Below are 22,498 nucleotides of genomic sequence, written 5' to 3'. Positions count from 1 at the left end.
ACCACGGAGTCGAACGTACGCGGGCCCCTCCCGCGGGCTTAGGCGAAGGGCGGCACGACCGGCTGCGACTGGGTGGCGCAGTGGATTCCGCCGCCACCGGAGGCGATGTTGTCGATGTTGAGCTGGACGATGTTCCGGCTGGGATAGGCGGACTGCAGGATGGTGTAGGCCAGGCCGTCGGCATAGCCGTCACCGAACTGCGGGGCGATGACGGCGCCGTTGACCGTGTAGTAGTTGGTGTAGCTCGACAGGAAGTCGTTGCCTTGCCCGCGGATGGCGCTGCGGTCCGGACCGGGGAGTTCGGTGATGGCCAGCGCGCGCCCCTGGGCGTCGGTGGCGCTCCGCAGGATCCGCGCGGTCTCCTCGTAGACGGCGATCCACTTGCTGTCGGCGCCGCGGCCGGGCTTGTCCAGGATGACCTTGCCGGGCGCGGTGAAGCGGGCGAGGCAGTCGATGTGGCAGTCGGTGATGTCCTGGCCGGCCAGGCCCGGGACCCAGATCACCTTGTCGATGCCGAGCGCCGCCTTCATCGCCTGCTCGACCTGGTCCTGCGACTTGCCCGGATTGCGGTTGCTGTTGACCATCGAGCTCACCGTGGCCAGCAAGGTGCCCTGGCCGTCGGTCTCCAGCGAGCCGCCCTCGCCCACGAACGACGCCTGGATCCGGTTCACCCCGTACTGGCCGAGGAGCGTCTCGGCGGCCGCGGCGTCGTTGGCGAAGGGCTGGGCGTACGAGGTGCCGGCCTTCCCCCATCCGTTGAAGTTGGTGTCCACCCCGGCGATCGCTCCGGGGCCCACGACGAAGGTGGGGCCGAAGTCCCGGATCCACAGGTCGTCGTTGGCGATCTCGATGACGTCTATGCCGTAGTAGGCGCCGCTTCCGCACAGGTACCGGGCATCCGCGGCCTGACCGTAGCGGGCCAGCATCACGACGGGCTCGTAGCGTGAGATCGCGTACGCCACCTTCGCGATGTCCCTGCGCACCGCGCCGAGGCTGTTGCCCCACACGGAGGAAAGCGCCGGCCAGGCCATGAAGGTACGGACGTGCCGGCCCTCTTCCGCAGGCATCCGCAGCACGGTGGAGCCGCCGGCGGCCGTGGCCGCCCGGGCGACCGCCGGCAGAGCGGATCCGAAGGCCGCGAGCGGCAGGGCCGCAGCACCGAACTGGAGCAGCCTGCGTCGGGACGTGGCTGAGGTGTTGTTGTTCATGGGACTCCGTAGTGAACAAAATAAAGAGAGGCGCGTCTTGTATCGCGGACTGAACTGAAAATTCAGTCAATAGATCTCTGGCTCGGTCTGCATATGACTGAAAATTCAGTCAGTTGGCACGTCGGAGAGGGCCGGCCCGGGCCTCGAAAGTGACCCGGGCCGGTTGCTCAGCGGTTGGGTTCCTGCATCGTGACGCAGTGTGCGCCACCGCCGCCGTTGCCGTAGAGGTTGTCGAGGTTGAGCTGGACGACGGGCCTGCCATAAGCGGCCGCGATGGCCGACTTGGCCGCGGCGTCCTTGGCGGTGTCGCCGAACTGGGTCGTGATCACCGCTTGGTTGGTCACGGTCCAGTTCATGTAGGAGCTGAGGAAGTCGCTCCGCTTGCCGGCCGATATGCGGGGCAGGACGTCGGGGCCCTCGATGGTGAGGACCTGCAGCCGGCGTCCTCGCGCGTCGGTCGCGTTCACCAGGACGTCGTGGATGGCCTGGGCGTTCCGGGTCCAGACGGCCGGCCGTACGGCGCCGTTCAGCTGCACCATCACCACGCCGGGCTTGATGTAGCGGGCGGTGCCGTCGATGTGGCCGTCGGTGACGTCCTGACCGGTGACGCCGGGCAGCCAGATCATCTTCGTGGCGCCGAACCGGGACAGCAGCTCGGCCTCGATCTGGCTGCGCGTCTTGCCGGGATTGCGGTTGCTGTTCACCCAGCAGCTCTCGGTCGCCATCAGCGTGCCGTCGCCGTCGTACTCCACACCGCCGCCTTCGCCGACCACGGACGTCTTGGCGAACGCGACGCCCGTGTAGGCGGCGAGCTTCTGCGCGACGACACGGTCCTTGTTGTAGGCGGAGGCGGGGATGCCGTAGAAGGTCGTGGCGTTCTCGCCCCAGGCGTTGAAGTTCAGGCCGACGGAGTCCAGGCCGCCGGCGCCGTCGACGCGGAACAGCGGGCCGGTGTCCCGCATCCAGCAGTCCGAGACGGGAACCGAGCTGATCACGGTGACGGTGGACCCGCACATGCTGCGGGCCTGCGATGCGGCCGACGAACCGTCCGCGCACATCGTGACCGGCTCGTACTTGGCGATCTCCTTGGCGAGCTTGGCGATGTCGGTCTGGATCTTGGAAAGCGAGCTGCCCCAGATCGTGTAGCTGGACGGCCATGCCATCCAGGTCCGCTTGTGCGACGTCTCTTCCCCGGGCACGCGCCAGGCCGCGGCCTGGGCCGGCTGGATGCCGCCGAGTACGGGCCCCACCGCCAGTCCGGCAGCGACGGCTCCGGTTCGGGCGAGGAGGGTTCTGCGGCTCATGCCCGCTGTGTTGCCGTTGTGCTCTGTCTTCACGTGGTGCTCCTTGTCTCGGAGGTTCGTTCTGTCGGTGCGGGGCGGGGTGCTCAGTGGGGTGGCGCCAGCAGCCCCTCCTCCCTGACCATCCGGCGTTCGGTGGCCAGATCGAGACTCCGGGCGAACGCCCAGTAGAGGAGGCCGGCCACCGGCAGGCCGACGGCGATCGAGCAGTCCACGCCTCCGAGCAGCTCCGCGACGGGACCGACGTAGAGGCCGGTGATGACCATGAACGGCGCCATGCAGGCGAGACCGATGCCGTAGGCGAGATTTCCCCGCCAGCCCCATCGGCCGTATATGCCGTGCGGGTTGAAGATCTCCTTGACGACGTACTGGCCGCGCCGGACGAAGAAGTAGTCGACCAGGTTGATGGCCGTCCAGGGGATGAACAGGTAGGTCAGCACCACGACCACGTTGGCGAAGAACCAGTTGAACTGGTCGATGCCGACGAGGGTGGAGACCGTTCCGACGGCCACGAGCATGATCCCGATCGTCGCGACCCGGAGGGTCCGCGTCGGCTTGACCGGCCGGAACGAGTCCAGGATCGAGATCATGGTCAGGCTGCCGCCGTACTGGTTGATCGCCATGATGGAGAGCAGGCCGACCAGCAGGACGATGACGGCGATCGTGCCGAATCCACTGAACAACCGGTCAGCCGACATCTTCAGGGCGGTCACCGGATCCGTCCCCTTGGGCGCGGCGGCCGATACCACGGCACCGAGGATGAACACCCAGATCCCGGAGACGGCGCTGGGCAGGTAGGTCCACCAGAAGGTGCTGCGCACGGGGACGTCGGGTCTGAGGTAGCGCGAGTAGTCCGAGACGTAGGGCGCCCAGCCCAGCTGGAAGCCGGCTACGAAGACGAAGACGAGCATGAACGGGGCGAGGTCGAAGGGGCCCGCGTCCCAAACGCCGTCCGGTAGCCCTCCACCGAACAGGGCGGACACGGTGACTGCCGCGGTGACCACGACGAAGGGCCAGGTGAGCCACCTGTTCAGGCGGTGGATCCACTGGTACCCGAACAGGGCGATCACGGTCGCCACCGCGGCAGCCAGCAGATAGCCGACTCCGTTGGGAACTCCGGTGAGCAAGTTCATGGCCTGGCCGGACAGCAGGGCATCGGAGGTGTTGAAGGCGATGTAGTTGACGAGGGCGAACACCCACACCGTGACCGCGGCGCCCAGGTAGCCGAACTGCGCCCTCGATTGGACCAGTTGAGGCAGTCCCAGTTGGGGGCCCTGGGCCGAGTGGAACGCCATGAAGAACGTCCCGAAGAGCGATCCGAGGACCGTGGCGACCACGGTCCAGACGAGCGAAGCCCCCATGGACAGCGTCACGACGCCGGTCGCCAGGCCGGTGAGGTTGAGGCTGCCGACGAACCAGATGGCCCCGACGCTCGAGGGTTTGCCATGTCGTTCGGAGAGGGGCACCCAGTCGATCGAGTGCTGTTCGATGCCCGCAGGAGATGCGGAGTCGTGCGTGGGTGGGGCAACTGGGGCCATTGGGGCTCCTGTACGCGGGGGCTTGCATGAAGCCGTCAGCGGCCCTGACCTTCCAGGGCCGAGCGGGGTGCGCTCACACTAGGGACTGACGGAAATTTCAGTCAATGCCTTTGACGGGCCGATCTGGCGGAGGTTTCGCCGGGGGATATGGCTGTGCCCGGGCGCTGCGCACGCGGGGAGGGAGACCTCCTCTGCCCTGTGGTGACGGCGGCGGAGGGCGAGGTGGGGTGGGGGGACGGCGCCCTGGGCGGCGTAAGGCGGGGCGTCATTTATGCTTCAAGGCGGCCGCGGGTGGTGGCTCGTGGCCGTACGCGGCACCTGCGGAACGGGCCGGTCAGGCCGGTCGAGGAGTGTGTCCGTGTCCGGATGTCGATGTATCGACGTATCGACCCGAACCGGGACCGCGTGACGCTGATCGAGAAGATCATGAAGATCGCGAAGTTCACGGGGAATCGAGCGACCGCCGACACGCGTCCGAGTGGGGTGGGGCGCCCGGCCCACGCGCCCGCGAACAGAAGACCCCCAGGGAGAAGTGAGGTATGCCAGTGATCTGCGTCGGAGGCATGATCGGAATCGGCAAGACGAGCGTCGCCGAGCTGCTCGCGAAGGAGCTCGGCAGCGAGGTCTTCTACGAGAGCGTGGAAGACAATCCGATCCTTCCGCTCTTCTACACGTCGAGCCCCGAGGAGATCCAGGCGAAGCGCTACCCCTTCCTCCTGCAGCTCTACTTCCTGCAGACGCGGTTCGCCGCGATCAAGGAGGCGTACAAGCAGGGCGACAACGTCCTGGACCGGTCCATCTACGAGGACTGGTACTTCGCCAAGGTCAATCACGACCTGGGCCGGATCAGCTCCCTCGAGATGCGGGTGTACGAGGGCCTGCTGAACGAGATGATGCGCGAGATCGACGGCCTGCCGTACCGCAAGGCTCCCGACCTCATGGTCTACCTCAAGGCGGACTTCGAGACGGTCCTGCACCGCATCGGACTGCGGGGCCGAGACTTCGAGCAGGACGAGAGCCTCGTCGAGTACTACCGGACGCTGTGGTCCGGCTACGACGACTGGGTGCACAAGCACTACTCGGCCAGCGAGGTCCTGGTCATCGACATGAACCACACGGACGTGGTGCACGACCCGGACGATGCGGCCCGCGTGGTGCGCGAGGTCAAGGACGCCCTGGCGGCGGGCCGCCTGCGAGCCTGACGCCGAGGTCTCGCGATTCATCCCTCATTCGGCTGAATAGGTGCAAAGCGGAAGCCGGCTGCTTCCTCATGCCTCGGTGATCCGCCACGTCGTGATCATGGCGGGCCGGCCGGCACGGCGCCCCCGCCGCCCCCACCCCTCGCGGGTGGGGGCCTTTGCTCTGTCTCACATCAGACGGGCGGGTGGCCGCTGCCCGTGAAGGCGACATCGCCCCGCTTCCTGCTGGGGCCGTCGCTGGTCCTGACGGACCCTTCCTTGCCGTCCGGCATGCACAGGATGGCCACGCGAGCGTTCTGCAGCTCCCACTCGAGCCCGGGCTCGTCGGCAGTGAGGGAGCCGAACCATTCCTTGACCTGCGTTTCGTCGCCGAAGATGGAGATTCGGGCGTAGACGGCCCGTTCGGTCCCGTCGATCACCAGTACCGCGTCGCTCTCGAATTGTCTCGGCATGCCGTCAGTGTGCACCCGGGCGGCGAAAGAACTGGCCTTGTGCCGAGGCCGGGGACTTCGATGACCTGTAGCCGGGCCTGTCACGCGATCCGGAATCTCCCCTGTCACATGCCTACCGGCTTGCCCAAGCCCGTGCATATGGTGTGGCTCCGGACCATCCCGGGCACGTCGCCCTCCCGGCTCCCCACGGGAGGGCTGCCGCGCGCCCGGCGTCAGGTGGCGGCGGTCCACACCTCGGGTCCGCCGCCTTCCCAGCGGATCGGTCCGTCCTCGCTGAGGTCGACATCCTCGAGGCCGGCCCGGCGGAGGAACTCGGACACGTCTGCCGGGTCGTACGCCCGGCCGAGGTCGGCGTCGACGCCGAGGCGGTGGGCGGTCACCTTCCGGCCGCCCTGCGGTGACACGGGATGAATGACGATCTCTGTACGGTCCGGCATGCCTCCAGCGTGCGCGCGGCCGGCCCGTGCGGCATCCCGGAGACACCCCGTTGTCAGTGCCCGCCGCTAGCCTGTTCCGTATCCCATTCAAGGGTTGAGGCGGGCTGCCTCGCTGCACGATTCCGCCCCCACCGGACCCCACGCGGGGACAGCGCCCGGTGGGGCGGAAGTGCGTCAGGCCGCCGACTCGACCTCGGCCCGGATCGCCACGGCCCACTCTTCGAGGAGCTCCTGATACCGCTCCGTCCCCGCGCCACCCGCGGCGACGAGCGCCCGGATCTCGACGTTGACCTCGGCCGCAGGGCGTGCGCCACCAGGGTCGGGTGGGTTGGGGGACATGTCGCACAGGATATCGGGCGCCCGTCAGCCCACCGTAAGATCGCCCGCACCATTCGGACCGTCGTGCCCGACATCCCCGGCCTCGTCAACCCGTCCTGGCGAAAGGCGAGTCCACGCTGAGCGCCCTCGTCGGGATGCCTGGCCGGGCCGGCGGCCTCCGCCGTACCCCTCCTGGGTGACCCTGAGGCTGCGCACCCGCCTCGCCGACCGGATCAAGGCGGGCTCCCGCACCGCACTCGGGCGGCTTGGTGGTCTTCCAGTCTGCCTCGCAGGACGAACTCACTGCGGCGGGAGACCTAGGCCGCGACTTAGGTCTTCGGCCCGTTACGCGCTCGTAGCTGCGGACTTACGGTCGTCGTCATGGATACGACAGGCATTCTCGACGAGGCGCTTCAGCGCTTGCACGGTTCGGGCCCCGAGCGGCTCGGGCGGCTGACCAACCACGCGCCGATGGCCGTTGAGGCCCTTTCCGTTCGCGGGCAGGCCGGCACGGTGCACCGCTGGCTCGATCTGTACGCGAGCAGGCTGGAGGAGTTCCCGACGCGCGTCGAGCCGGTCACGGCCGCCAACTGGCATGTCGCGCTGGGTGATCCGCGCCGCGCCGCCGACTGGATCGACTTCTTCGAGCGTGAGATCACCGACCGCCCCTGGCGCGATGTGCTGGCGCAGTGGTGGCCGCGTCTCCTCCCCGGCATGTACGGCGGCTCGACGCATCCGCTGATCCGGGTGGGCCACGCGGTGCGCACCCTGCTCGCGGGTGAACACACCGCACCACGTCTGGCCGAACTCGCGCACGGTCTCGGCTACTGGGCCGCCCGCCACCACCCCGTCGCGGACCTCGCCCGACTGCCCGGAGCGGGTGGCGACGGCGCGGCCGTCGCCCTCGACGCGGTACGACCCATCACCGAACGGGACGGCAGCTTCCCCGACCGCCTCCGTCGCGTCACGGGCCTGCCGATGTGGGCGGCCACGATCACGGACCCCACATCCGTCCCCGACCCCGACCAGGCGCGCCTGCACCTCGTCGACCTGGTGCGGGCGGCGACCCACCGCTACGCCACCCATGGCCACGGCGAGGAAACCATGCTGGTCCACGCCGCCACGGCCCCCAACGCCGTGCTGCGCACCCTGCCCGCCCTACCGCCCGCCCTGTGGGCACCCAGCCTGCGAGCAGCCTGGACGGCCTCCGCAGCCGTCACCGCGATGTACGCCCCCGACGCCCCGGTCGCCTTCACCCCGCCGGGCACCTTCACCTCCGAGGAGGTCTTCGAACGGGCCCTGGCACACGGAGACGAACACGTCATCAAACTGACCGACACGGCACTCGACATCGGCGACGGACCAGCCCTCGCGGCAGCCCTGCGCTCCATGGAACTGACCGAACCGCTGCGTTAGCCCGCCCCGCCACCCGATCGCGCGGCCGTACGCGCGAGCAGGGCGGGCACCTCGAACCGGGTGGTGATCATGGAGCCGGGGCAGCGGTACGCGGCCGCGATCGACGTGTGCAGGTTCCCGGGCCGGAAGCGGCCGGGTCGATCGAAGGACAGGCTGTGCATCCGAGTCCTCCCGGGAGCTCGTCTCCGATGATCTGATGCGCGTCACGCCCCTGCGGTTGCAGGACGGCGGAGCCCCGACCGGCGCGGATGTCCTCGACCTGCGGGCGGACGCGGCGTACGGACCGGGCGGGCGCACGTACACTCGGCCCATGAGCCGCACACGACGTGTCACGGGGAAGTGCCTGCCGCAGGCCGCCCCTGGCGCGCGTGCGGCCTCCGCGGTCCGGACGGGTATCAGCCCGCGGACCGCTGCCGACGGCAAGGCCCCCACGGTCGGCCGCGGCGTCCTGCACGGCCACGGCTAGCGCTTTCCCACCGCGCCCGGGCCCAGTCCTTCCCGCCGCACCATCCTCGGCGACGGGCTCTGCCCCGGTACCCCGGCCCGATCATCGCGTCGGGCCCGGCCCTGTTGCCCCGAGGGCGACGCATCGCCCTCCCCGTCCCACCACCGCAGTACCGACGCCCCGTCGGCGCTGCCACCAGGCTAGGGCCGTGCGCCGGGCCGTAGCCGCCTCCGAAGGGACCACCGTGAAGTTGAGCGGGTTGCTGACCGGCCATGATCACCACGTCATCCAGGGCGACACCGAGTCGACGGGGATCACGGCGGGCACCACCTTCGACGTCGACCGCGTGGTGCCGGGCTCGCTCTTCATCGCGGTACCCGGCCACCGCGGCGGCGGCCCCGCAGCCATCGGCGCGGCGCTCGCGCGCGGGGCGGTGGGGGTGCTGGTCGACGAGGCGGGGGCCGCCGCGGCGCCCCCCGGGCGAGAGCTGCTGCCGGCGGTGTGCCTCGTACGGGTCCCCGACACCCGCAAGGCGGCCGCCGTGGTCTCCGCCCGCTACTTCGGTGAGCCGGGCCGGCACATGGACATGGTCGCGGTCACCGGGACCAACGGGAAGACCTCCATCTCCTACATGGTCGAGTCGCTCCTCAAGATCTCCGAGGGCGCCTCGGTGGGCGTGATCGGGACGGCGGGCAGCCGGATCGGCGACGAGGTGATCCCGATGCCGCCCTCGGCGCTGACCACACCGGAATCGCCCGATCTGCAGTACCTCCTGGGCCGCATGCGGGACCAGGGCACCGGCAGCGTGGTGCTGGAAGCCACCTCGATGGCCCTGCAGACGTACCGGATGGACCGGACGTTCGTCGACGTCGGCGTCTTCACCAACCTGACCCAGGACCACCTGGACGACCACGGCACGATGGCCCACTACACGGACGCCAAGATGCGGCTGTTCCAAGGGCTGTGCCGGCACGCCGTGGTCAACGTGGACGACGCCGTGGGCGCCGGGATCCCCACGATGATGCCGGGCGCGGTGACGACGTACGGCCTCGACGAAGAGGCCGACTTCCGGGCCACGGACCTGATCGCGGACGCCTCCGGCACGCGGTTCACGCTGCACCACGCCGGCCGTGAGTACCAGGCCTCGATCCCGGTCCCGGGCCGGTTCTCCGTGTCCAACGCGCTGGCGGCCCTGGCGGCCTGCCGGGTCCTGGGGCACGACCTGGAGGGACTGGTCGCCGCGCTCGCCCAGATGCCGCCCGTACCGGGCCGGTTCGAGCGCTTCGTCACCCCCGCCGGCACCTCGGTGATCGTGGACTACGCGCACTCGCCCGACTCCCTCGACAAGGTCCTCACCGCCATCCGGGGCTTCGCCCGCGGTCGCGTCATCACGGTCTTCGGGTGCGGTGGTGACCGCGACACCACCAAGCGCGCGGAGATGGGCCGCATCGCCGGCACCCACTCCGACCTGTGCGTCCTCACCTCGGACAACCCCCGTACCGAGAACCCCGAGGCGATCCTGGACCAGATCGCAGCCGGCATCGAGAGCACCGGCACACCGTACGAGCGCTCCGCCGACCGGCGTCAAGCCATCGCCTTCGCACTGTCCGCGGCCCGGCCCGAAGACATCGTCCTGATCGCGGGGAAGGGCAGCGAACCGCACCAGATCGTGGGCGAGGAACTGCTCCCGTTCAGCGACATGGCGACCGTACGCGACCTCGCCTCCCGCCTGCTTCCCTGAGGTCACCACCGGGATCGGGCCTCCGGGCGGCCCCGGTCCGCGGGGCGTCGGCGCGTGCGAGCCGCGACCGTGGGCGCGGGGTCGGTCGGACTCGCCTCGTGGGCAGTGGGGTTGGGCGCTCGCTCGGTCCGGGGCCCGGATCGCGTCCCCGCCGGACGAGTCATACGGCGGTTATTGGTCCAGACCTATTGACCGGCCGTGTCGTTGCTCCTACGATCCGGTCCGGCACAGCCCCACCTGTCCCCACCTCACCCAGAGCCGGGCGTCGCGCCCCCACGCGTCGGTCATGCCCATGGCGCTCTGCGGGAATGGAGCGCACCATGTTCCGTCGGAGATCACGTACTTCGCGCCTGTCGGCTGACACCGGCCCTCGTGCGGACCGGACCAGCGGCGCCCAACGCGGACCGACCGTCCTGAACCGCTCCCTCGCCGGGGTGAGCGCCGCCGCCGTCATCGGCGCGGGCCTCGCCGTGGCCGGAACCGTCACCGCCGGAGCCGCCGCGGCCGGGGCCGAGGCCGCCAACCTGGTGGTCAACTCCGGATTCGAGAACGGGCTCTCCTCCTGGACCTGCTCCGGGGGCTCCGGCGTCGCCGTCACCAGTCCGGTCCGTTCCGGCGCCTCCGCGCTCAAGGCCACGCCGACCGGCCAGGACAACGCCCAGTGCGTCCAGACCATCAGCGTGCAGCCCAACTCCCAGTACACGCTGAGCGCTTACGTCCAGGGCAGCTACGTCTACCTGGGCGCCACCGGCACCGGGATCACCGGCACCCCGTCCACCTGGACGCCGAACAGCCCGTCGTACGGTCAGCTCAGCGTCGGCTTCACCACCGGGCCGAGCACCACCTCGGTGACCGTCTACCTGCACGGCTGGTACGGCCAGCCCGCGTACTACGCGGACGACGTATCGCTCGCCGGCCCCGGCGGCAGCAGCCCCTCGCCGACCACGCCGCCGCCGACCACCGTGCCGCCGACCACCGCCCCGCCGACGACCGCGCCCCCGACGACTGCCCCGCCGACCACGGCGCCCCCGACCACCGCGCCTCCGACCACCGCCCCTCCCGGCGAGACCTGCCCCACGAAGCCCAAGCCGTCGGGCAAGGTCCTGCAGGGCTACTGGGAGAACTGGGACGGCGCCGCGAACGGCGTCCACCCCGGCATGGGCTGGGTCCCCATCACGGACAGCCGGATCGCCGCGCACGGCTACAACGTCATCAACGCCGCCTTCCCGGTGATCCTCTCGGACGGCACCGCCCTGTGGCAGGACGGCATGGACGCCGGCGTCAAGGTCGCGACGCCGGCCGAAATGTGCCAGGCCAAGGCGGCCGGCGCGACGATCCTGATGTCGATCGGCGGGGCCACCGCGGGCATCGACCTGAACTCCAGCACCGTCGCCGACAAGTTCGTGGCGACCGTCGTCCCGATCCTCAAGAAGTACAACTTCGACGGAATCGACATCGACATCGAGACCGGCCTGACCGGAAGCGGCAACATCAACACGCCGTCCGCCTCGCAGGCCAACCTGATCCGCATCATCGACGGCGTACTGGCCCAGATGCCCGCGGGCTTCGGACTGACGATGGCCCCCGAAACCGCGTACGTGACCGGCGGAAGCGTCACCTACGGGTCGATCTGGGGCTCCTACCTGCCGATCATCAAGAAGTACGCCGACAACGGCCGGCTGTGGTGGCTGAACATGCAGTACTACAACGGCAGCATGTACGGCTGCTCCGGTGACTCCTACCAGGCAGGCACCGTCCAGGGGTTCACCGCCCAGACCACGTGCCTGAACAACGGCCTGACCATCCAGGGCACCACCATCAAGGTGCCGTACGACAAGCAGGTGCCCGGCCTGCCGGCCCAGCCCGGTGCGGGCGGCGGCCACATGGCGCCGAGCCTGGTCAGCCAGTTGTGGAACGCCTTCGGCGGTTCCCTGAAGGGCCTCATGACGTGGTCCATCAACTGGGACGGCTCGAAGGGCTGGACCTTCGGCGACAACGTCAAGTCCCTCCAGGGCCGTTGATCACGCCCCCTGACCTTCGCGGGGAGATGCGGCATTGAGCGGGCACTGCCCCCGGGAGCGCTCATCGCTCCCGGGGGCAGTGCCCGGTTCAGGAGGCGGAGCGCAAGCGGCCGGCCGCGGATTCCGCCTCCCGTACGACGCGGTCGGTGTCGACGTCGACGAGACGGCCGTCGAGTTTGAGGGGACGGCCGTCCACGAAGACCGCGCGGACGTTCTCCGGGCGGCCGTTGAAGACGATCTGGTTGATCCAGTCGAACCGCGGCGCGAAGTTGAGAGCTGCGGGGCTGATCACGATGACGTCGGCGCGTTTGCCGGGGTTCAGGGATCCCACCGTGCCGTCCATGCCGATCGCCTCGGCGCCGCCGAGCGTGGCGAGCCGTAGGACGTCGTGCACCTGGGGGAACACCGAGGTCTCCAGTGAGCGTGCGCGCTGGAGACCGATGGCCGTCTTCATGAGCGCGAAGAAGTCAGAGGAGTCGTTGGTGCCGCCGTCCTGGCCGAGCCCTGCCTTGATGCCGCGCCGGCCGAGGTCGGGCAGCCGCATGATTCCCGAGCCGAGGCGCATGTTGCTGAGCGGGCAGTGGGCGACCCGTACGTCGTGCGCGGCGATCGCGGCGATCTCGTCGTCGGTGAGATGGATCGCATGGTTCATGAGCAGCCGTGGCCCCAGCGCACCGATGTCCGTGAGGGTGCCGATCGGATCGTCCGCGCGCTGCTCGGACCGTTCGAGGACATGGCTGTTGAGCATGACTCCGAGATCCCGCGCGATCTCCCAGTGCAGCCGGTTGAGGCCCCTGATGGCCCGTGCCGCGTGGGTGGCGACCTGCGCCGAGGCGAGGGGGAGCGGGTCGATGAGCTCCTTCTTCGTCCGGGTGATCAGCGAGGCGTCCCGCTCGCCCTGGAACATCGCGTAGGTGAAGCGCACGCCCGCGCCGGCCAGGGCCCGTACGTACTGGACCGTCGTGTCGTACGGGAGGGCGTCCACCCAGTCCACGAGCGTGGTCACCCCGGACTGCACGGAGTCGAGGGCGCCGAGGCGGACGAAGCGGTACATGTCCGCGGGCGTGATCCGGGAGAACGTCGCCCGGTTGCAGTCGGCCAGCCACCCGAAGAGGTCGCGGTCCGCGCAGCCGCCGCGCATCGAGGACTGCCACAGGTGGGTGTGCACGTCGACGAACCCCGGCATCACCAGCTGGCCGGAGGCATCGATCACGTGCGTGCCGGGTGGGGCGGACAACCGCTTCCCCACGGCCGCGATGACACCGTCCCGCATGAGGACGTCGGCGCCCTCGACGGTACCCAGGGGGCCGTCGCCGAGGGCGGGGTCCATGGTGAGCACGAGGGCGGCGTTCCTGAGCAGGACGGCCCGGCCCGCGGGTGCTCCCGCTTGCGGCCGGCTCCTCCCCGCGCCCAGGACGAGCGGAGCGGCCGCGGCCATTGCGAGGCCGCCCAGGATCCGGCGACGACTGGGTGCCGCTGCCTTCGGCGTAGGGACACGGGCTTCCGATAAGGGGGTCGAGGGGGGTTCGGGACACTCGCTGATCGGGTTCATGGCGTGTGGCCTCCCAACGAAACGAGGGTGGGATCGGCCTTCCCCGCGCTGACGGATGGTCAGGTGCGGCAGGGGAGGCTTGCTTGAATCGTCCATCGTGTCGACGCCATTTCGATAGAGGTGCGTCAACATTTTGTAGAAGTTGCATCCGCGGCCCAGCCCGCACCCGTGGGCGCGGGCTGGGCCTGTGCCCCCCCTTGCCGTGGATCGCCGCCACTCCGACCGTCAGTGACTTGTCGATTATCGATATGGTCCTCTAGTCTGAGGCGTATCGACAATCGATAGGGGGGAATGCGGTGAACACGCGTTTCACGAAGATCCTGGCTTCGCTGACCTTTGCACTGGCGATGCTCTGGGGGCTCAGCTTCATCGGCACGGCCGTCACGCACATGCTCGACGACGGGGCGGTCTGTGTGAAAACAGGCCTCTGGGCCAATGCCACGCTGGCGGACGGCTTGCCGATCGGCCAGGGCGTGGAAGCATCCAGCAGCACCACGCGCCTCTGCCAGAACAGCCCCTCCACGGCACAGCGCGCCGCCGATCTAGGGGGCCAACTGCCCTGGATGCTGTTCGCCTCCCTCGCGCTGCTGCTCTTCTCCCGGCTGCTCGATGCCGTCGTGTCACAAGGGCCGTTCACCGACAAGGTGGCGCGACGGCTCACCGTTCTCGGCTGGTTCGTCACCGTCGGCACACCGCTCGCGGGCCTCGTCGCAGGCTGGTCGCAGTCCTGGCTGGTCGCCAGCATGGTGCCCATCGAGAGCTCCGGGCCGACGGTCTCCGAGCCCCAGGTGCTCATCCTCGCCGGCCTTGCCGCTGTCATCATGGGGAAGATCATGCGCGAGGGCGTGCGCATGCGAGAGGACCTCGAAGGGACCATCTGATGTCCGAAGAGGAACTCCACTCGATCCGGATCCACCTCGACCGGGTCCTCGCCGAGCGAGGCATGACGCTCACCGAACTGTCCGCACAGGTGGGCATCACCGTCGTCAACCTGTCCGTGCTCAAGAACGGTCGGGCCAAGGCCATCCGCTTCTCCACGCTGTCCAGGATCTGCGACGTCCTCCAGTGCCAGCCGGGAGACCTGATCACCCACGACCCCGCCGACCCGGCCTGACGGTCCGGTGTCACGTCAGGTGCCGGCCGAAGAACCGGGCACCGTCCTCCACTTCGAACCACGGGGTGCCGACGTGCCCGCCCAAGTTGGCGTGCAGCGTCTTCTCCTTGCTGCCGAAGGCGTCGAACAGGTCCAGGGCGCGCTGCCGGGGATTCCCCTCGTCGTCCCATTGCAGCAGCAACAGCAGCGGGATGGTGATCTGCCGGGCCTCTTCGCGCTGGGCTGGGGGCACGAACCCCCCGGCGAAGAAGCCGGCGGCAGCGATGCGGGGCTCGACCGCCGCCAAGTGGATGCCGACGGCGGTCCACCCGGAGTACCCCACCGGGCCGCCGATCTCCGGCAGCGCCAGGAGGGCGTCCAGAGTGGTCCGCCATTCCGGGACCGCCCTCTCGACCAGAGAACCGACCAAGGTCTCGAAGATCTCGTCGGTCGGTCGGCCGTCCTGCATCGCCCGGCGGAGTTCGTCGCGGGCCCGCTCGTCGGCGGCGGAACGGGGCCGGTCACCGCAGCCGGCGGCATCGATGGTGGCCACGGCGTAGCCGGACGCCGCGGAGTGCCGGGCCCGGGCCACCAGCCGGGGCTGGTTCTTGGGCAGGCCGTTGTTGTGGGCCATCAGGATCAGCGGGGCCGGTGCGGCGGATCCGGGCGTCCACAGGGTGCCGGGGATCTCGCCGAGGGTGAACTCGCGCTCGACGACGCCGGTGTCGAGGCGCTGTTCGGAAATGAAGTGCACGATCGTGCCTTTCGGGAGTGCTCAGATCGGCGCTCCCGGACGACCTATCGCCCGACCGTGACCCCGGAGGGGAGCACCCATGTCGATACTGCGTTCACGGGTACCACCTCCTCGATCTCTCGCACGGCCTCCGGGAGGCTAGCAGCGGTTCCCATAGTCCGACAACGGACTTTCCCGGCGGCTCCGTGGACGGATCGCCCTTACGGCAGCTCGTGGATGAAGTGGTGGTGCGGGCCGATGCCGGGGACGGTGTACCGGTCGCCGACGGGGGTGAAGTCGTGGTGTTCGTAGAAGCCGGCCGCGGCGAGTCGGCCACTGCACCAGACGAGCCGGCCGCCGCGCGCGGCGCACGCGTCGAGGCCCGCGCGTAGGACGGCCTTGCCGAAGCCCTGCCCGCGTACGTCCGGGTCACTGGCAAGCTTGCGCAGCCTCCACACCCCCTCGGTCGCGAAGGCCGCCAGTGCGGGGGTGTCGGGCAGGGGTTCGGTGCTGAAGGTGGCGCAGGCCCCGAGGCCACCGCTGTCGGCGCGGGCCGCGAGATGAAAGGTGTCCGGCAGCAGGTCGACCTCGGTGAGCGCGCTCGCCCGGGGCTGCCCCGGCCGCAGGACCCGCTGGCGAAGGTCCAGGATCTCTTCGACCGGGACGAAGGTGACGAACACGGTGTACCTCTCCTGACAGGGCTCGCGGTGCTCCGGCCCACCGGGTGTTGTCCCACGACCTTTGCCGGGAAGGCGGCCCGGACGCGGCCGACGCGCCGGCGTCATCCTCGGCGTCGGGCACGTTCACGGCACCGTGGAACCCGTCGCCCCACCGGTCTGACCCGACGCCGCCGGGGACCTGGTGCACGGGGTGGCGGCCGGGCAGGTACTTTGCTCGGGTGAGTCTCCTTGATGATGTGGCAGAACGTGACGGCTGGCAGTGCTGGGTGTGCGACGAAGCGGTGGATCCCGACGAGTCGGTGAACGACCCGCGGGGGCCCAGTGTCGACAGCCGGACGGCCGACCGGAAGGCCAAGATCGCCGAGCGGCTCGCGCACCGCGGGTGCAACAGCCGCAAGGGTGCGGTCAAGGTGGTCATCGCCTGGCCGGAGCGCTTGTACGTGGTCGAGCCCGCCCCGCTGATCGCTGTGGCCGAGAGGCTGGAGCGCAAGGGCGGCCGCGAGATGGTGGGTCGCTGCCCGACCAAGAAGGACGCCCAAGAGACGGCTGATTGGCTGGTGGACCGCTTTTCCCGGCTGGTACCGGGGCTGCCGGTGACCGCCGACATCCAGGCCGGCGGCGGCCAGTTCCTCGTCGTCCTGGCCACCGGTCGCCGCTGACCGGGGACCATCCGCGCACACTCCCGCCGAGGCGGAGACCGTCCGGACGCGCGAGTTCGGACGGTACGGGCGTGTGCGAGCCGGGCCGAAGCGGTGGGACCGTGACTCCGGCCAGGTGGCCGTGCCGCTGGACGCTCCGCCCCAGCCGGCGCTGACCGGAACCGGATCTCGGCCGGTCGCACCGACGCACAGCGTGACCTGCGCAGATGCCGCTCGTTCGGACGTGCCGCGCGATTCCTACCGGCTGAGCACAGGGGGGTATTGTCGTCCGGTCGCGGACGGCAATCGGGTCGTCCGCTCACGTCAGGGGAGCCGACATGACTGATCTGAACTCGCTGCGGGCGAGCCTTGCGTCAGGTGAGCACGAGTTCGCCGACACCTTGTCCTTCGTCGCCGCGCATTACGAGTACCAGCCGCAGGCGTTCCGCAACGGGGACCTGGACAATGCCGCGGGCGAGAACGAAGGGTCCTGCAAGACGCTGGGACTGGCCCTGCTGGAAGGGCTGAGCGACCAAGAGGCGCTGCTGGCATTCGGTGAGTACTACCGCAGCGTGCTGGCGACGCCGGACGGCACTGATCACGGCAACATTCGCAACCTCCTGGCCCACGGCCTGGGAGGCGTGAGCTTCGCCGGGAACCCGCTGGCCCGCAAGAGCTGAACGGCGATATCCGGGCGAGCGCCATCCGCCCCGACCGCGCCTTCTCCGGCGCGCGGCTTTCCGAGGCGTGCGCCGCGCTGCCGGAGGCGAAACCGACGCCCCGCCGTCCGCGGTCTGAGGGGAGAGGCGGGCCTCAGTCGAGGTAGGTGTAGCCGAGCGGATTGCTGAGCCGCCCGCAGTCGGTGCCCGCGTAGACGGAGACGGTGGCGGCCGTGGGCCACGGGGGTGCGATGGCGACGATGGAGGTGTCACTGAGCACCACCACGTCCGAAGCCTCCTGCCCGGTGAAGCATCCGTCGGCCCCCAGGGTGCCGAAGAACACCCGTGTATAGGTGCTGAGGTCGGAACCGCTCAACGTCACCTGATTGCCGCCGCTCCGAGGGCCGGCATCCGGCTGAACCGCGACGAGCTGCCCCTGCGGAACCCCGTCCGGGGAACCGGGCCGACTGAAGGGCACCCCGGCCGCACAGTGCCCGGGCCCAGCGGCCTCGGCCCGCGGTGCGGAGTGACCCAGCGGCAGGTTGCACAGGAACACCGCTGTGAGGAGGAAGCCGATCCGGCGCTGGGTACGCGTCATGGCGAAGAAGCCTTCCGACGAAGCGGGAGAAACCGGGGCATCCGGGCCGCCCCATCATGACGAGGCGGTGCTGCGCGAATCCAGCACAAACGCCTGATGTCGCGGATGGCCGAGGCAGCCCTGGCCATTTGGCCGAGGCCCCTCACCCGGAGGTCCGGCACGCTGGAGGGTCCAGCCGATCGGGATGAACATCGCTCCCGATCCGGCTCCCGTTCTCGCTCCCCGGCTCGTGTCGATCGCAGGACGGACGTCCCGTGACTCCGAGGTGTCCCCGCCGGTCTCCTTCGGAACCCCACTGGCGCTCTTCTCCTGGCTGTTGTTCCCCGGCCGGGACACTCTCCTTACCTCGTTCAGGCTTCTGCTCGTCGGCTCGGCCCTGACCGCCCTGGGAGCTCTCGTCGTACGACGGCGTACCAGCCCGCCCCTGATCCGTGCCGTGGCCGTGCCGTGGTTGTCCGTACCCCCGGCACTCCTCGCCCTGGCCACCCTGGTTCGCCCTGATGATGCCCCCCTGTGGACGTCTGCCCGGGCGCGTCAGCGGACCGGACCGGACCGGGCCGGGGCAGGCCCGGCGGCGGGCCTTCGGCGAAGAACGGAGCCCGGTCCCGGGAGCACCGGCCGATAATGTGTGGCCGCCGCGTTCGCACCGGGGCAGGGTGTGGCGTGATGAGCTATGACGACGAGACGTCCCGCACCCTGTCCTACGCCCGCCACGACACGCTGGAAGGGCTGCTGCAGCGCGGCCGGGGGCTGGGTGCGCAGCGCGCACGGTGTGCCCCGGCGGCCGCCGCGCCGTTCGTGTACGACGGGATCCGCCGGGACTGGAAGTGGGATTCCCAGTGCGACGACCGCTACCTCTACCAGGCGCGGCTGATCCGGGACCTGAAGCTGTCGCCGGCGCCGGTCGCCGACCAGCTGGCGGGGGATGAGGAGGAGTGTCCGCGGGTCGCCCCTGTGCTGAGGCTGCTCGCCCTCGCCGGTTCGGACGAGGCCCGGGAGGGGCTCCGCGCATACATTCGGACGGGCAAGCACTGGGTTTCGGTACTGCAGTCGGTCGCGGACAGCTGGCCGACCGAGTGGTGGGAGGACCTGGGTGATGTCGCGCGCGCCCGGATCGGCGGGGAGGAGGAGCTTCCGTGGTCCGCCGAACCGTGGGGCCGGTTCGGAATCCAGGTGCCGGGCCGCACGTTCCGTCCGCGGCCGTCCCTCGGCGGCCTGAGCGACGAGGAGCTGCTCGCCCTCCTGGCCGCCGACGGTACGGAGTTCAACACGAAGGTCGATGCACTGCGTGCTCTGGCCGGGCGGGAGCCCGCCGAGGGGCTGATCCCGCTCGTACCCTCGCTCGGAGCCCGGGACGGCAGCAGGCCCTTGCCCCTGCTCCGGCGGGCGGTCGACCGACTCGGAGCCCTCGCCGTCCCGGCGGCACGCGGGTGGGCCGTGGACGGGCAGGAGTGGCTGGCCCGGCTGGGGGCGTACGTCCTGGCCGATCACCCCGGGCCCGAGGCGATACCGGGGCTGGTGGCCGAACTCGCCGAACAGTGGGAGACGCGCACCTGGTGCGGTCCCGACACCACGGCCAAGAGGCTGGCACGCTTCGGACCCGAGGCCGCCGACGCGGTGCCCGTCCTGTGGCGCTATTGGCGGCACACCCCGCATTCGTACGAGCGTACCGACTACCTGACAGCACTCGCCGCGATCGACCCGTCCGGCCTGGACGACGCGTACACCGAGTCCCTCTGGGACTGTGAGGAACGCGCACGGCTCCTGGGCATCGCCTCGGCACCCCACAATCCGCAGACCCTGCACCGCATCGCCGAACTCCGCGACGACCCGATGGAAGAACCGGAGGTACGGGCCGCCGCCGGAGCGAGTCTGGCCGCAGGCCCTCCGGACGGCCTGCGGCTACGGGCTAGCGGCTGAGCGACCTGAGCGCCGACGCGTCGTACGGCTTCAGCTCGTCGAAGCGGTTGCCGAGGACCTTCGCCGCCCACTGCGGGTCCTGGAGCAGCGCCCGGCCGACGGCGACCATGTCGAACTCGTCGCGTTCCATGCGGTCCAGGAGGTTGTCGAGGTCGCCGAGCGCCGCGCCCTCGCCGGCGAAGGCGCGGAGGAAGTCGCCGTCGAGACCGACCGAGCCGACGGTGATGGCCGGCCGGCCGGTGAGCTTCTTGCTCCAGCCCGCCAGGTTCAGGTCCGAGCCCTCGAACTCAGGGAGCCAGTAGCGCCGGGTGGAGGCGTGGAACGCGTCGACGCCCGCCGCCGCCAGCGGGGCCAGGATGGCCTCCAGTTCCTCCGGGGTCTGCGCGAGCCGTCCGTCGTAGGCCTCCTGCTTCCACTGGGAGTAGCGGAAGATCACCGGGAAGTCGGCCGCGACGCGCTCACGGACCGCGGTCACGATCTCCGCGGCGAACTTCGTACGGGCCACCGCGTCGCCGCCGTAGGCGTCGGTGCGGCGGTTGGTCCGCTCCCAGAGGAACTGGTCGATCAGGTAGCCGTGGGCGCCGTGCAGTTCGACACCGTCGAAGCCGATCCGCTCGGCCTCCGCCGCGGCGTCGGCGAACGCGCCGATGACGTCGTCGAGGTCGGTGCGGGTCATCGCCTTGCCGGTCCCCTCGGTGCCGTCGACGCGGATGCCGGAGGGGCCGACGGCCGGAGCGTCGGCGTACGGTGCCTCGCCCTGCTTGCGCACCATGCCTATGTGCCACAGCTGGGGCACGATCGTGCCGCCCGCGTCGTGCACGGCCGCGGCGACCTTCGCCCACCCCGCCAGCTGGTCCTCTCCGTGGAACCGCGGCACCCGGTCGCTCTGCCCGGCGGAGTCGTGACCGACGTAGGTGCCCTCGGTGACGATCAAGCCCACGCCCGCGGCGGCCCGGCTGGCGTAGTACGCCTGCACGTCCTCGCCGGGCACGCCGCCGGGGGAGAACTGCCGCGTCATCGGCGCCATCGCGATGCGGTTGGGGACGGTCAGGCCGTTCAGGGTGAGCGGCCGGGACAGGATCTCGGCGGCGCGTGAGGCGGGGGCCGTGGTGACGGTCATGCGGGTCCTCCGGGTTGCGGCTGTGACTCGTCGGGTGGCAACGAGAAGTGCATAGTACACAGGCTATGTATCATGCATATTGCGAGGTCGGTCGTCGTGCGATGCCACCTCACGCGGACCGGGCCGTACGGGGGCCGTCGTGGCCGGGTTCCAGGGTTCGCGATAATGGGGCGTCGGAAGGAGCGGGGAGGCGTAGTGCTGGAGAAACTGGAGCGGGAGCTGATGCTGCTCTCGCGGCACCAGGTGCTGGCCCGGCGCGAGCGCGATCCCGAACGCCTGGAGCGGTCGGCGTACCTGCTGCTCAGCCGGATCGACACACAAGGCCCCATGTCCATCGGGCAGTTGTCGGAGGCCTTCGGGCTCGACACCTCGACCGTGAACCGCCAGACGGCCGCATTGCTGCGCTGTGGACTGGCCGAGCGCGTCGCGGACCCCGAGGGCGGCATGGCCCGTAAGCTGCGCATCACCGTCGAAGGCGGGCGTCGGCTCGCCGCAGACCGTGAGGTCAACCGGTCCTGCCTGGCCCGGGTGGTCGCCGGCTGGTCCCCCGAGGAAGTGCGGGAGCTGGAGGACGTCCTGGTCCGTCTCAATCGCAGCGCCGAGGCCCTCGAAGGGCGGTACTGGCCGCGCACGGAGGATGACGACGCCCGCGCGGCATGCCACCCGCCGGCCCCGCACGAATCCCCGGCCCCCGCTCCGCCGTCACCCGCGCCCCCTGCGACGTAGGTGTCGGGCCGCGGCTCGTACCTCCGCTCATCTCCTTGCCGGGGCGGTCAGACTCGCGGACGATGCTGCAAGGCCCCCTCCGTCCGGTTCCGCCGGGCCCTTGCCGGGGCATCGAAAAAAGGGGGAAAGAGTGACAAAGCATCACATTTCAAGGAAGCGTTCCCGCACGACGGTGTCCGCACTGGTACCGCTCTTCGTACTCGCCGGGCTACTGCTGGGCCCCGCGGCGACCGCCACGGCAGCCGCGGCATCCGTCCGCCAGGCTCCCGCGGCCGCGGCCCTCCCGCAGAGCCCCCTCCTCGCCGGCGCCGGCGCGGTGACCGTGCTTCGCACGCCCACGTCGTCCCAAGTCCAGGCCACCACCGGCAACAAGAAGAAAAAGAAGAGCAAGAAGAAGGGCGGGCTCTTCAAGACCCTCGCCATCGTCGTGCTCCTCGTCATCGTCCTGCTCGTGATCTTCTTCGGGGTCCGCATGGCTCTGCGCCGCAGGTCCTCCTAAGGCTTGACCGGCCGATCGCGTGTCGCGTCCCTCCACCCGGGTGGTGCCACTGGGGCAGCCCTGGCCAACGGGGGCCGGACGCGATCGGCGGTACGACTCCTCTTCGCCGTTCCCGGGTGCGGAGCCGGTCCGCGACCGGTCGTGGGCCGCAAGTCGTGGGCCGTGAGTAGTGAGTCGTGAGTGGTGAGACGTGGGTCGTCCACA

Annotated in this window: 24 protein-coding genes and 1 pseudogene; 13 read left to right on the top strand and 12 right to left on the bottom strand. The window is 70.1% G+C overall.

All coding sequences use genetic code 11. The features are described 5' to 3' along the window. Positions 1-38: 38 nt before the first annotated feature. From OHA37_RS01165 to OHA37_RS01155, 3 genes are all read right to left on the bottom strand, one after another. Positions 39-1,208 (bottom strand): agmatine deiminase family protein, encoded by a 1,170-nt coding sequence (locus OHA37_RS01165; protein ID WP_266901488.1) that lies wholly within the window; start codon positions 1,206-1,208, stop codon positions 39-41. A gap of 167 nt (positions 1,209-1,375) precedes the next feature. Then, positions 1,376-2,545 carry an agmatine deiminase family protein gene (locus tag OHA37_RS01160; RefSeq protein WP_266901486.1) on the bottom strand — a complete coding sequence of 390 codons (1,170 nt, stop codon included), beginning with the start codon at positions 2,543-2,545 and terminating at the stop codon, positions 1,376-1,378. Positions 2,546-2,595: 50 nt separating this feature from the next. Next, positions 2,596-4,047, bottom strand: a complete 1,452-nt coding sequence (locus OHA37_RS01155) for a purine-cytosine permease family protein (RefSeq protein ID WP_266901484.1) — start codon at positions 4,045-4,047, stop codon at positions 2,596-2,598. Positions 4,048-4,586: 539 nt separating this feature from the next. Between OHA37_RS01155 and OHA37_RS01150 the strand changes: the two genes are divergently transcribed. Then, positions 4,587-5,249, top strand: a complete 663-nt coding sequence (locus OHA37_RS01150) for a deoxynucleoside kinase (RefSeq protein ID WP_266901482.1) — start codon at positions 4,587-4,589, stop codon at positions 5,247-5,249. Between the two features lie 170 nt (positions 5,250-5,419). Here the strand turns inward: OHA37_RS01150 and OHA37_RS01145 are convergent, their stop codons facing one another. From OHA37_RS01145 to OHA37_RS01135, 3 genes are all read right to left on the bottom strand, one after another. After that, a complete protein-coding gene (locus OHA37_RS01145) occupies positions 5,420-5,698 on the bottom strand; it encodes a hypothetical protein (RefSeq protein ID WP_266901480.1) in 279 nt (92 codons plus the stop codon). A 212-nt stretch (positions 5,699-5,910) separates the two neighbouring features. After that, complete coding sequence (locus tag OHA37_RS01140; RefSeq protein ID WP_266901478.1) at positions 5,911-6,135, bottom strand: hypothetical protein; 225 nt, start codon at positions 6,133-6,135, stop codon at positions 5,911-5,913. A 174-nt stretch (positions 6,136-6,309) separates the two neighbouring features. After that, a complete protein-coding gene (locus OHA37_RS01135; RefSeq protein WP_266901476.1) occupies positions 6,310-6,474 on the bottom strand; it encodes a hypothetical protein in 165 nt (54 codons plus the stop codon). Between the two features lie 360 nt (positions 6,475-6,834). On the opposite strand from OHA37_RS01135, the gene OHA37_RS01130 reads away from it, so the two are divergent. Beyond that, a complete protein-coding gene (locus OHA37_RS01130; protein ID WP_266901474.1) occupies positions 6,835-7,869 on the top strand; it encodes a questin oxidase family protein in 1,035 nt (344 codons plus the stop codon). Here OHA37_RS01130 and OHA37_RS01125 read toward each other — a convergent pair. Beyond that, positions 7,866-8,030: a hypothetical protein gene (locus OHA37_RS01125; RefSeq protein WP_266901472.1), complete on the bottom strand. Its 165-nt coding sequence runs from the start codon at positions 8,028-8,030 to the stop codon at positions 7,866-7,868. The two genes, OHA37_RS01130 and OHA37_RS01125, sit on opposite strands and share 4 nt — an antisense overlap. Positions 8,031-8,179: 149 nt before the next feature. Between OHA37_RS01125 and OHA37_RS01120 the strand changes: the two genes are divergently transcribed. From OHA37_RS01120 to OHA37_RS01105, 4 genes and pseudogenes are all read left to right on the top strand, one after another. After that, positions 8,180-8,335 (top strand): hypothetical protein, encoded by a 156-nt coding sequence (locus OHA37_RS01120; protein WP_266901470.1) that lies wholly within the window; start codon positions 8,180-8,182, stop codon positions 8,333-8,335. Positions 8,336-8,558: 223 nt separating this feature from the next. After that, positions 8,559-10,055: a UDP-N-acetylmuramoyl-L-alanyl-D-glutamate--2,6-diaminopimelate ligase gene (locus OHA37_RS01115; RefSeq protein WP_266912431.1), complete on the top strand. Its 1,497-nt coding sequence runs from the start codon at positions 8,559-8,561 to the stop codon at positions 10,053-10,055. A gap of 308 nt (positions 10,056-10,363) precedes the next feature. After that, a pseudogene (locus OHA37_RS01110) lies at positions 10,364-10,867 on the top strand (carbohydrate binding domain-containing protein); the annotation flags it as partial. 150 nt (positions 10,868-11,017) lie between these two features. Next, positions 11,018-12,076 carry a chitinase gene (locus OHA37_RS01105; protein WP_266912429.1) on the top strand — a complete coding sequence of 353 codons (1,059 nt, stop codon included), beginning with the start codon at positions 11,018-11,020 and terminating at the stop codon, positions 12,074-12,076. Between the two features lie 88 nt (positions 12,077-12,164). Here OHA37_RS01105 and OHA37_RS01100 read toward each other — a convergent pair whose 3' ends face one another. Further along, complete coding sequence (locus OHA37_RS01100) at positions 12,165-13,514, bottom strand: amidohydrolase family protein (protein ID WP_266901468.1); 1,350 nt, start codon at positions 13,512-13,514, stop codon at positions 12,165-12,167. Between the two features lie 410 nt (positions 13,515-13,924). Here OHA37_RS01100 and OHA37_RS01095 point away from each other — a divergent pair, with 410 nt between their 5' ends. Next, a complete protein-coding gene (locus OHA37_RS01095) occupies positions 13,925-14,509 on the top strand; it encodes a DUF2975 domain-containing protein (RefSeq protein WP_266901466.1) in 585 nt (194 codons plus the stop codon). Then, positions 14,509-14,742 (top strand): helix-turn-helix domain-containing protein, encoded by a 234-nt coding sequence (locus OHA37_RS01090; RefSeq protein WP_266901464.1) that lies wholly within the window; start codon positions 14,509-14,511, stop codon positions 14,740-14,742. The genes OHA37_RS01095 and OHA37_RS01090 overlap by 1 nt, the downstream gene beginning before the upstream one ends. A gap of 10 nt (positions 14,743-14,752) precedes the next feature. Here OHA37_RS01090 and OHA37_RS01085 read toward each other — a convergent pair whose 3' ends face one another. Next, positions 14,753-15,475 carry an alpha/beta hydrolase gene (locus OHA37_RS01085; RefSeq protein ID WP_266901462.1) on the bottom strand — a complete coding sequence of 241 codons (723 nt, stop codon included), beginning with the start codon at positions 15,473-15,475 and terminating at the stop codon, positions 14,753-14,755. A gap of 200 nt (positions 15,476-15,675) precedes the next feature. Continuing rightward, complete coding sequence (locus tag OHA37_RS01080; protein WP_266901460.1) at positions 15,676-16,134, bottom strand: GNAT family N-acetyltransferase; 459 nt, start codon at positions 16,132-16,134, stop codon at positions 15,676-15,678. Between the two features lie 218 nt (positions 16,135-16,352). Here OHA37_RS01080 and OHA37_RS01075 point away from each other — a divergent pair, with 218 nt between their 5' ends. Both OHA37_RS01075 and OHA37_RS01070 read left to right on the top strand, forming a co-directional pair. Further along, the gene (locus tag OHA37_RS01075; protein ID WP_266901458.1) at positions 16,353-16,793 is read left to right on the top strand and encodes a hypothetical protein; all 441 of its coding nucleotides are present in this window, start codon (positions 16,353-16,355) and stop codon (positions 16,791-16,793) included. A gap of 317 nt (positions 16,794-17,110) precedes the next feature. Beyond that, the gene (locus OHA37_RS01070) at positions 17,111-17,452 is read left to right on the top strand and encodes a HopJ type III effector protein (protein ID WP_266901456.1); all 342 of its coding nucleotides are present in this window, start codon (positions 17,111-17,113) and stop codon (positions 17,450-17,452) included. A gap of 133 nt (positions 17,453-17,585) precedes the next feature. Here the strand turns inward: OHA37_RS01070 and OHA37_RS01065 are convergent, their stop codons facing one another. Continuing rightward, on the bottom strand, positions 17,586-18,029 hold the full coding sequence (locus tag OHA37_RS01065; RefSeq protein WP_266901454.1) for an IPT/TIG domain-containing protein: 444 nt from the start codon (positions 18,027-18,029) through the stop codon (positions 17,586-17,588). Positions 18,030-18,695: 666 nt separating this feature from the next. On the opposite strand from OHA37_RS01065, the gene OHA37_RS01060 reads away from it, so the two are divergent. Then, the gene (locus tag OHA37_RS01060) at positions 18,696-19,949 is read left to right on the top strand and encodes a hypothetical protein (RefSeq protein WP_266901452.1); all 1,254 of its coding nucleotides are present in this window, start codon (positions 18,696-18,698) and stop codon (positions 19,947-19,949) included. Here OHA37_RS01060 and OHA37_RS01055 read toward each other — a convergent pair. Further along, positions 19,939-21,069, bottom strand: a complete 1,131-nt coding sequence (locus OHA37_RS01055; RefSeq protein ID WP_266901450.1) for an NADH:flavin oxidoreductase — start codon at positions 21,067-21,069, stop codon at positions 19,939-19,941. The genes OHA37_RS01060 and OHA37_RS01055 overlap by 11 nt on opposite strands. A gap of 165 nt (positions 21,070-21,234) precedes the next feature. Between OHA37_RS01055 and OHA37_RS01050 the strand changes: the two genes are divergently transcribed. Both OHA37_RS01050 and OHA37_RS01045 read left to right on the top strand, forming a co-directional pair. Continuing rightward, positions 21,235-21,795 (top strand): MarR family winged helix-turn-helix transcriptional regulator, encoded by a 561-nt coding sequence (locus tag OHA37_RS01050; protein WP_266901448.1) that lies wholly within the window; start codon positions 21,235-21,237, stop codon positions 21,793-21,795. A gap of 172 nt (positions 21,796-21,967) precedes the next feature. After that, positions 21,968-22,294: a hypothetical protein gene (locus OHA37_RS01045; RefSeq protein WP_328692909.1), complete on the top strand. Its 327-nt coding sequence runs from the start codon at positions 21,968-21,970 to the stop codon at positions 22,292-22,294. Positions 22,295-22,498 lie beyond the last annotated feature (204 nt).

The sequence above is a fragment of the Streptomyces sp. NBC_00335 genome, assembly GCF_036127095.1.
GTDB lineage: Bacteria > Actinomycetota > Actinomycetes > Streptomycetales > Streptomycetaceae > Streptomyces.
The sequence above is the reverse complement of the archived record's forward strand: the minus strand, read 5'-3'. Positions and strand labels throughout refer to the sequence as shown.

Coding starts and splice junctions, on each gene's coding strand:
- OHA37_RS01070 (WP_266901456.1), top strand. CDS start 17,111: ATGACTGATCTGAACTCGCTGCGGGCGAGCCTTGCGTCAGGTGAGCAC.
- OHA37_RS01155 (WP_266901484.1), bottom strand. CDS start 4,047: ATGGCCCCAGTTGCCCCACCCACGCACGACTCCGCATCTCCTGCGGGC.
- OHA37_RS01120 (WP_266901470.1), top strand. CDS start 8,180: ATGAGCCGCACACGACGTGTCACGGGGAAGTGCCTGCCGCAGGCCGCC.
- OHA37_RS01140 (WP_266901478.1), bottom strand. CDS start 6,135: ATGCCGGACCGTACAGAGATCGTCATTCATCCCGTGTCACCGCAGGGC.
- OHA37_RS01130 (WP_266901474.1), top strand. CDS start 6,835: ATGGATACGACAGGCATTCTCGACGAGGCGCTTCAGCGCTTGCACGGT.
- OHA37_RS01090 (WP_266901464.1), top strand. CDS start 14,509: ATGTCCGAAGAGGAACTCCACTCGATCCGGATCCACCTCGACCGGGTC.
- OHA37_RS01050 (WP_266901448.1), top strand. CDS start 21,235: ATGGGGCGTCGGAAGGAGCGGGGAGGCGTAGTGCTGGAGAAACTGGAG.
- OHA37_RS01150 (WP_266901482.1), top strand. CDS start 4,587: ATGCCAGTGATCTGCGTCGGAGGCATGATCGGAATCGGCAAGACGAGC.
- OHA37_RS01065 (WP_266901454.1), bottom strand. CDS start 18,029: ATGACGCGTACCCAGCGCCGGATCGGCTTCCTCCTCACAGCGGTGTTC.
- OHA37_RS01135 (WP_266901476.1), bottom strand. CDS start 6,474: ATGTCCCCCAACCCACCCGACCCTGGTGGCGCACGCCCTGCGGCCGAG.
- OHA37_RS01165 (WP_266901488.1), bottom strand. CDS start 1,208: ATGAACAACAACACCTCAGCCACGTCCCGACGCAGGCTGCTCCAGTTC.
- OHA37_RS01100 (WP_266901468.1), bottom strand. CDS start 13,514: ATGGCCGCGGCCGCTCCGCTCGTCCTGGGCGCGGGGAGGAGCCGGCCG.
- OHA37_RS01055 (WP_266901450.1), bottom strand. CDS start 21,069: ATGACCGTCACCACGGCCCCCGCCTCACGCGCCGCCGAGATCCTGTCC.
- OHA37_RS01060 (WP_266901452.1), top strand. CDS start 18,696: ATGAGCTATGACGACGAGACGTCCCGCACCCTGTCCTACGCCCGCCAC.
- OHA37_RS01125 (WP_266901472.1), bottom strand. CDS start 8,030: ATGCACAGCCTGTCCTTCGATCGACCCGGCCGCTTCCGGCCCGGGAAC.
- OHA37_RS01145 (WP_266901480.1), bottom strand. CDS start 5,698: ATGCCGAGACAATTCGAGAGCGACGCGGTACTGGTGATCGACGGGACC.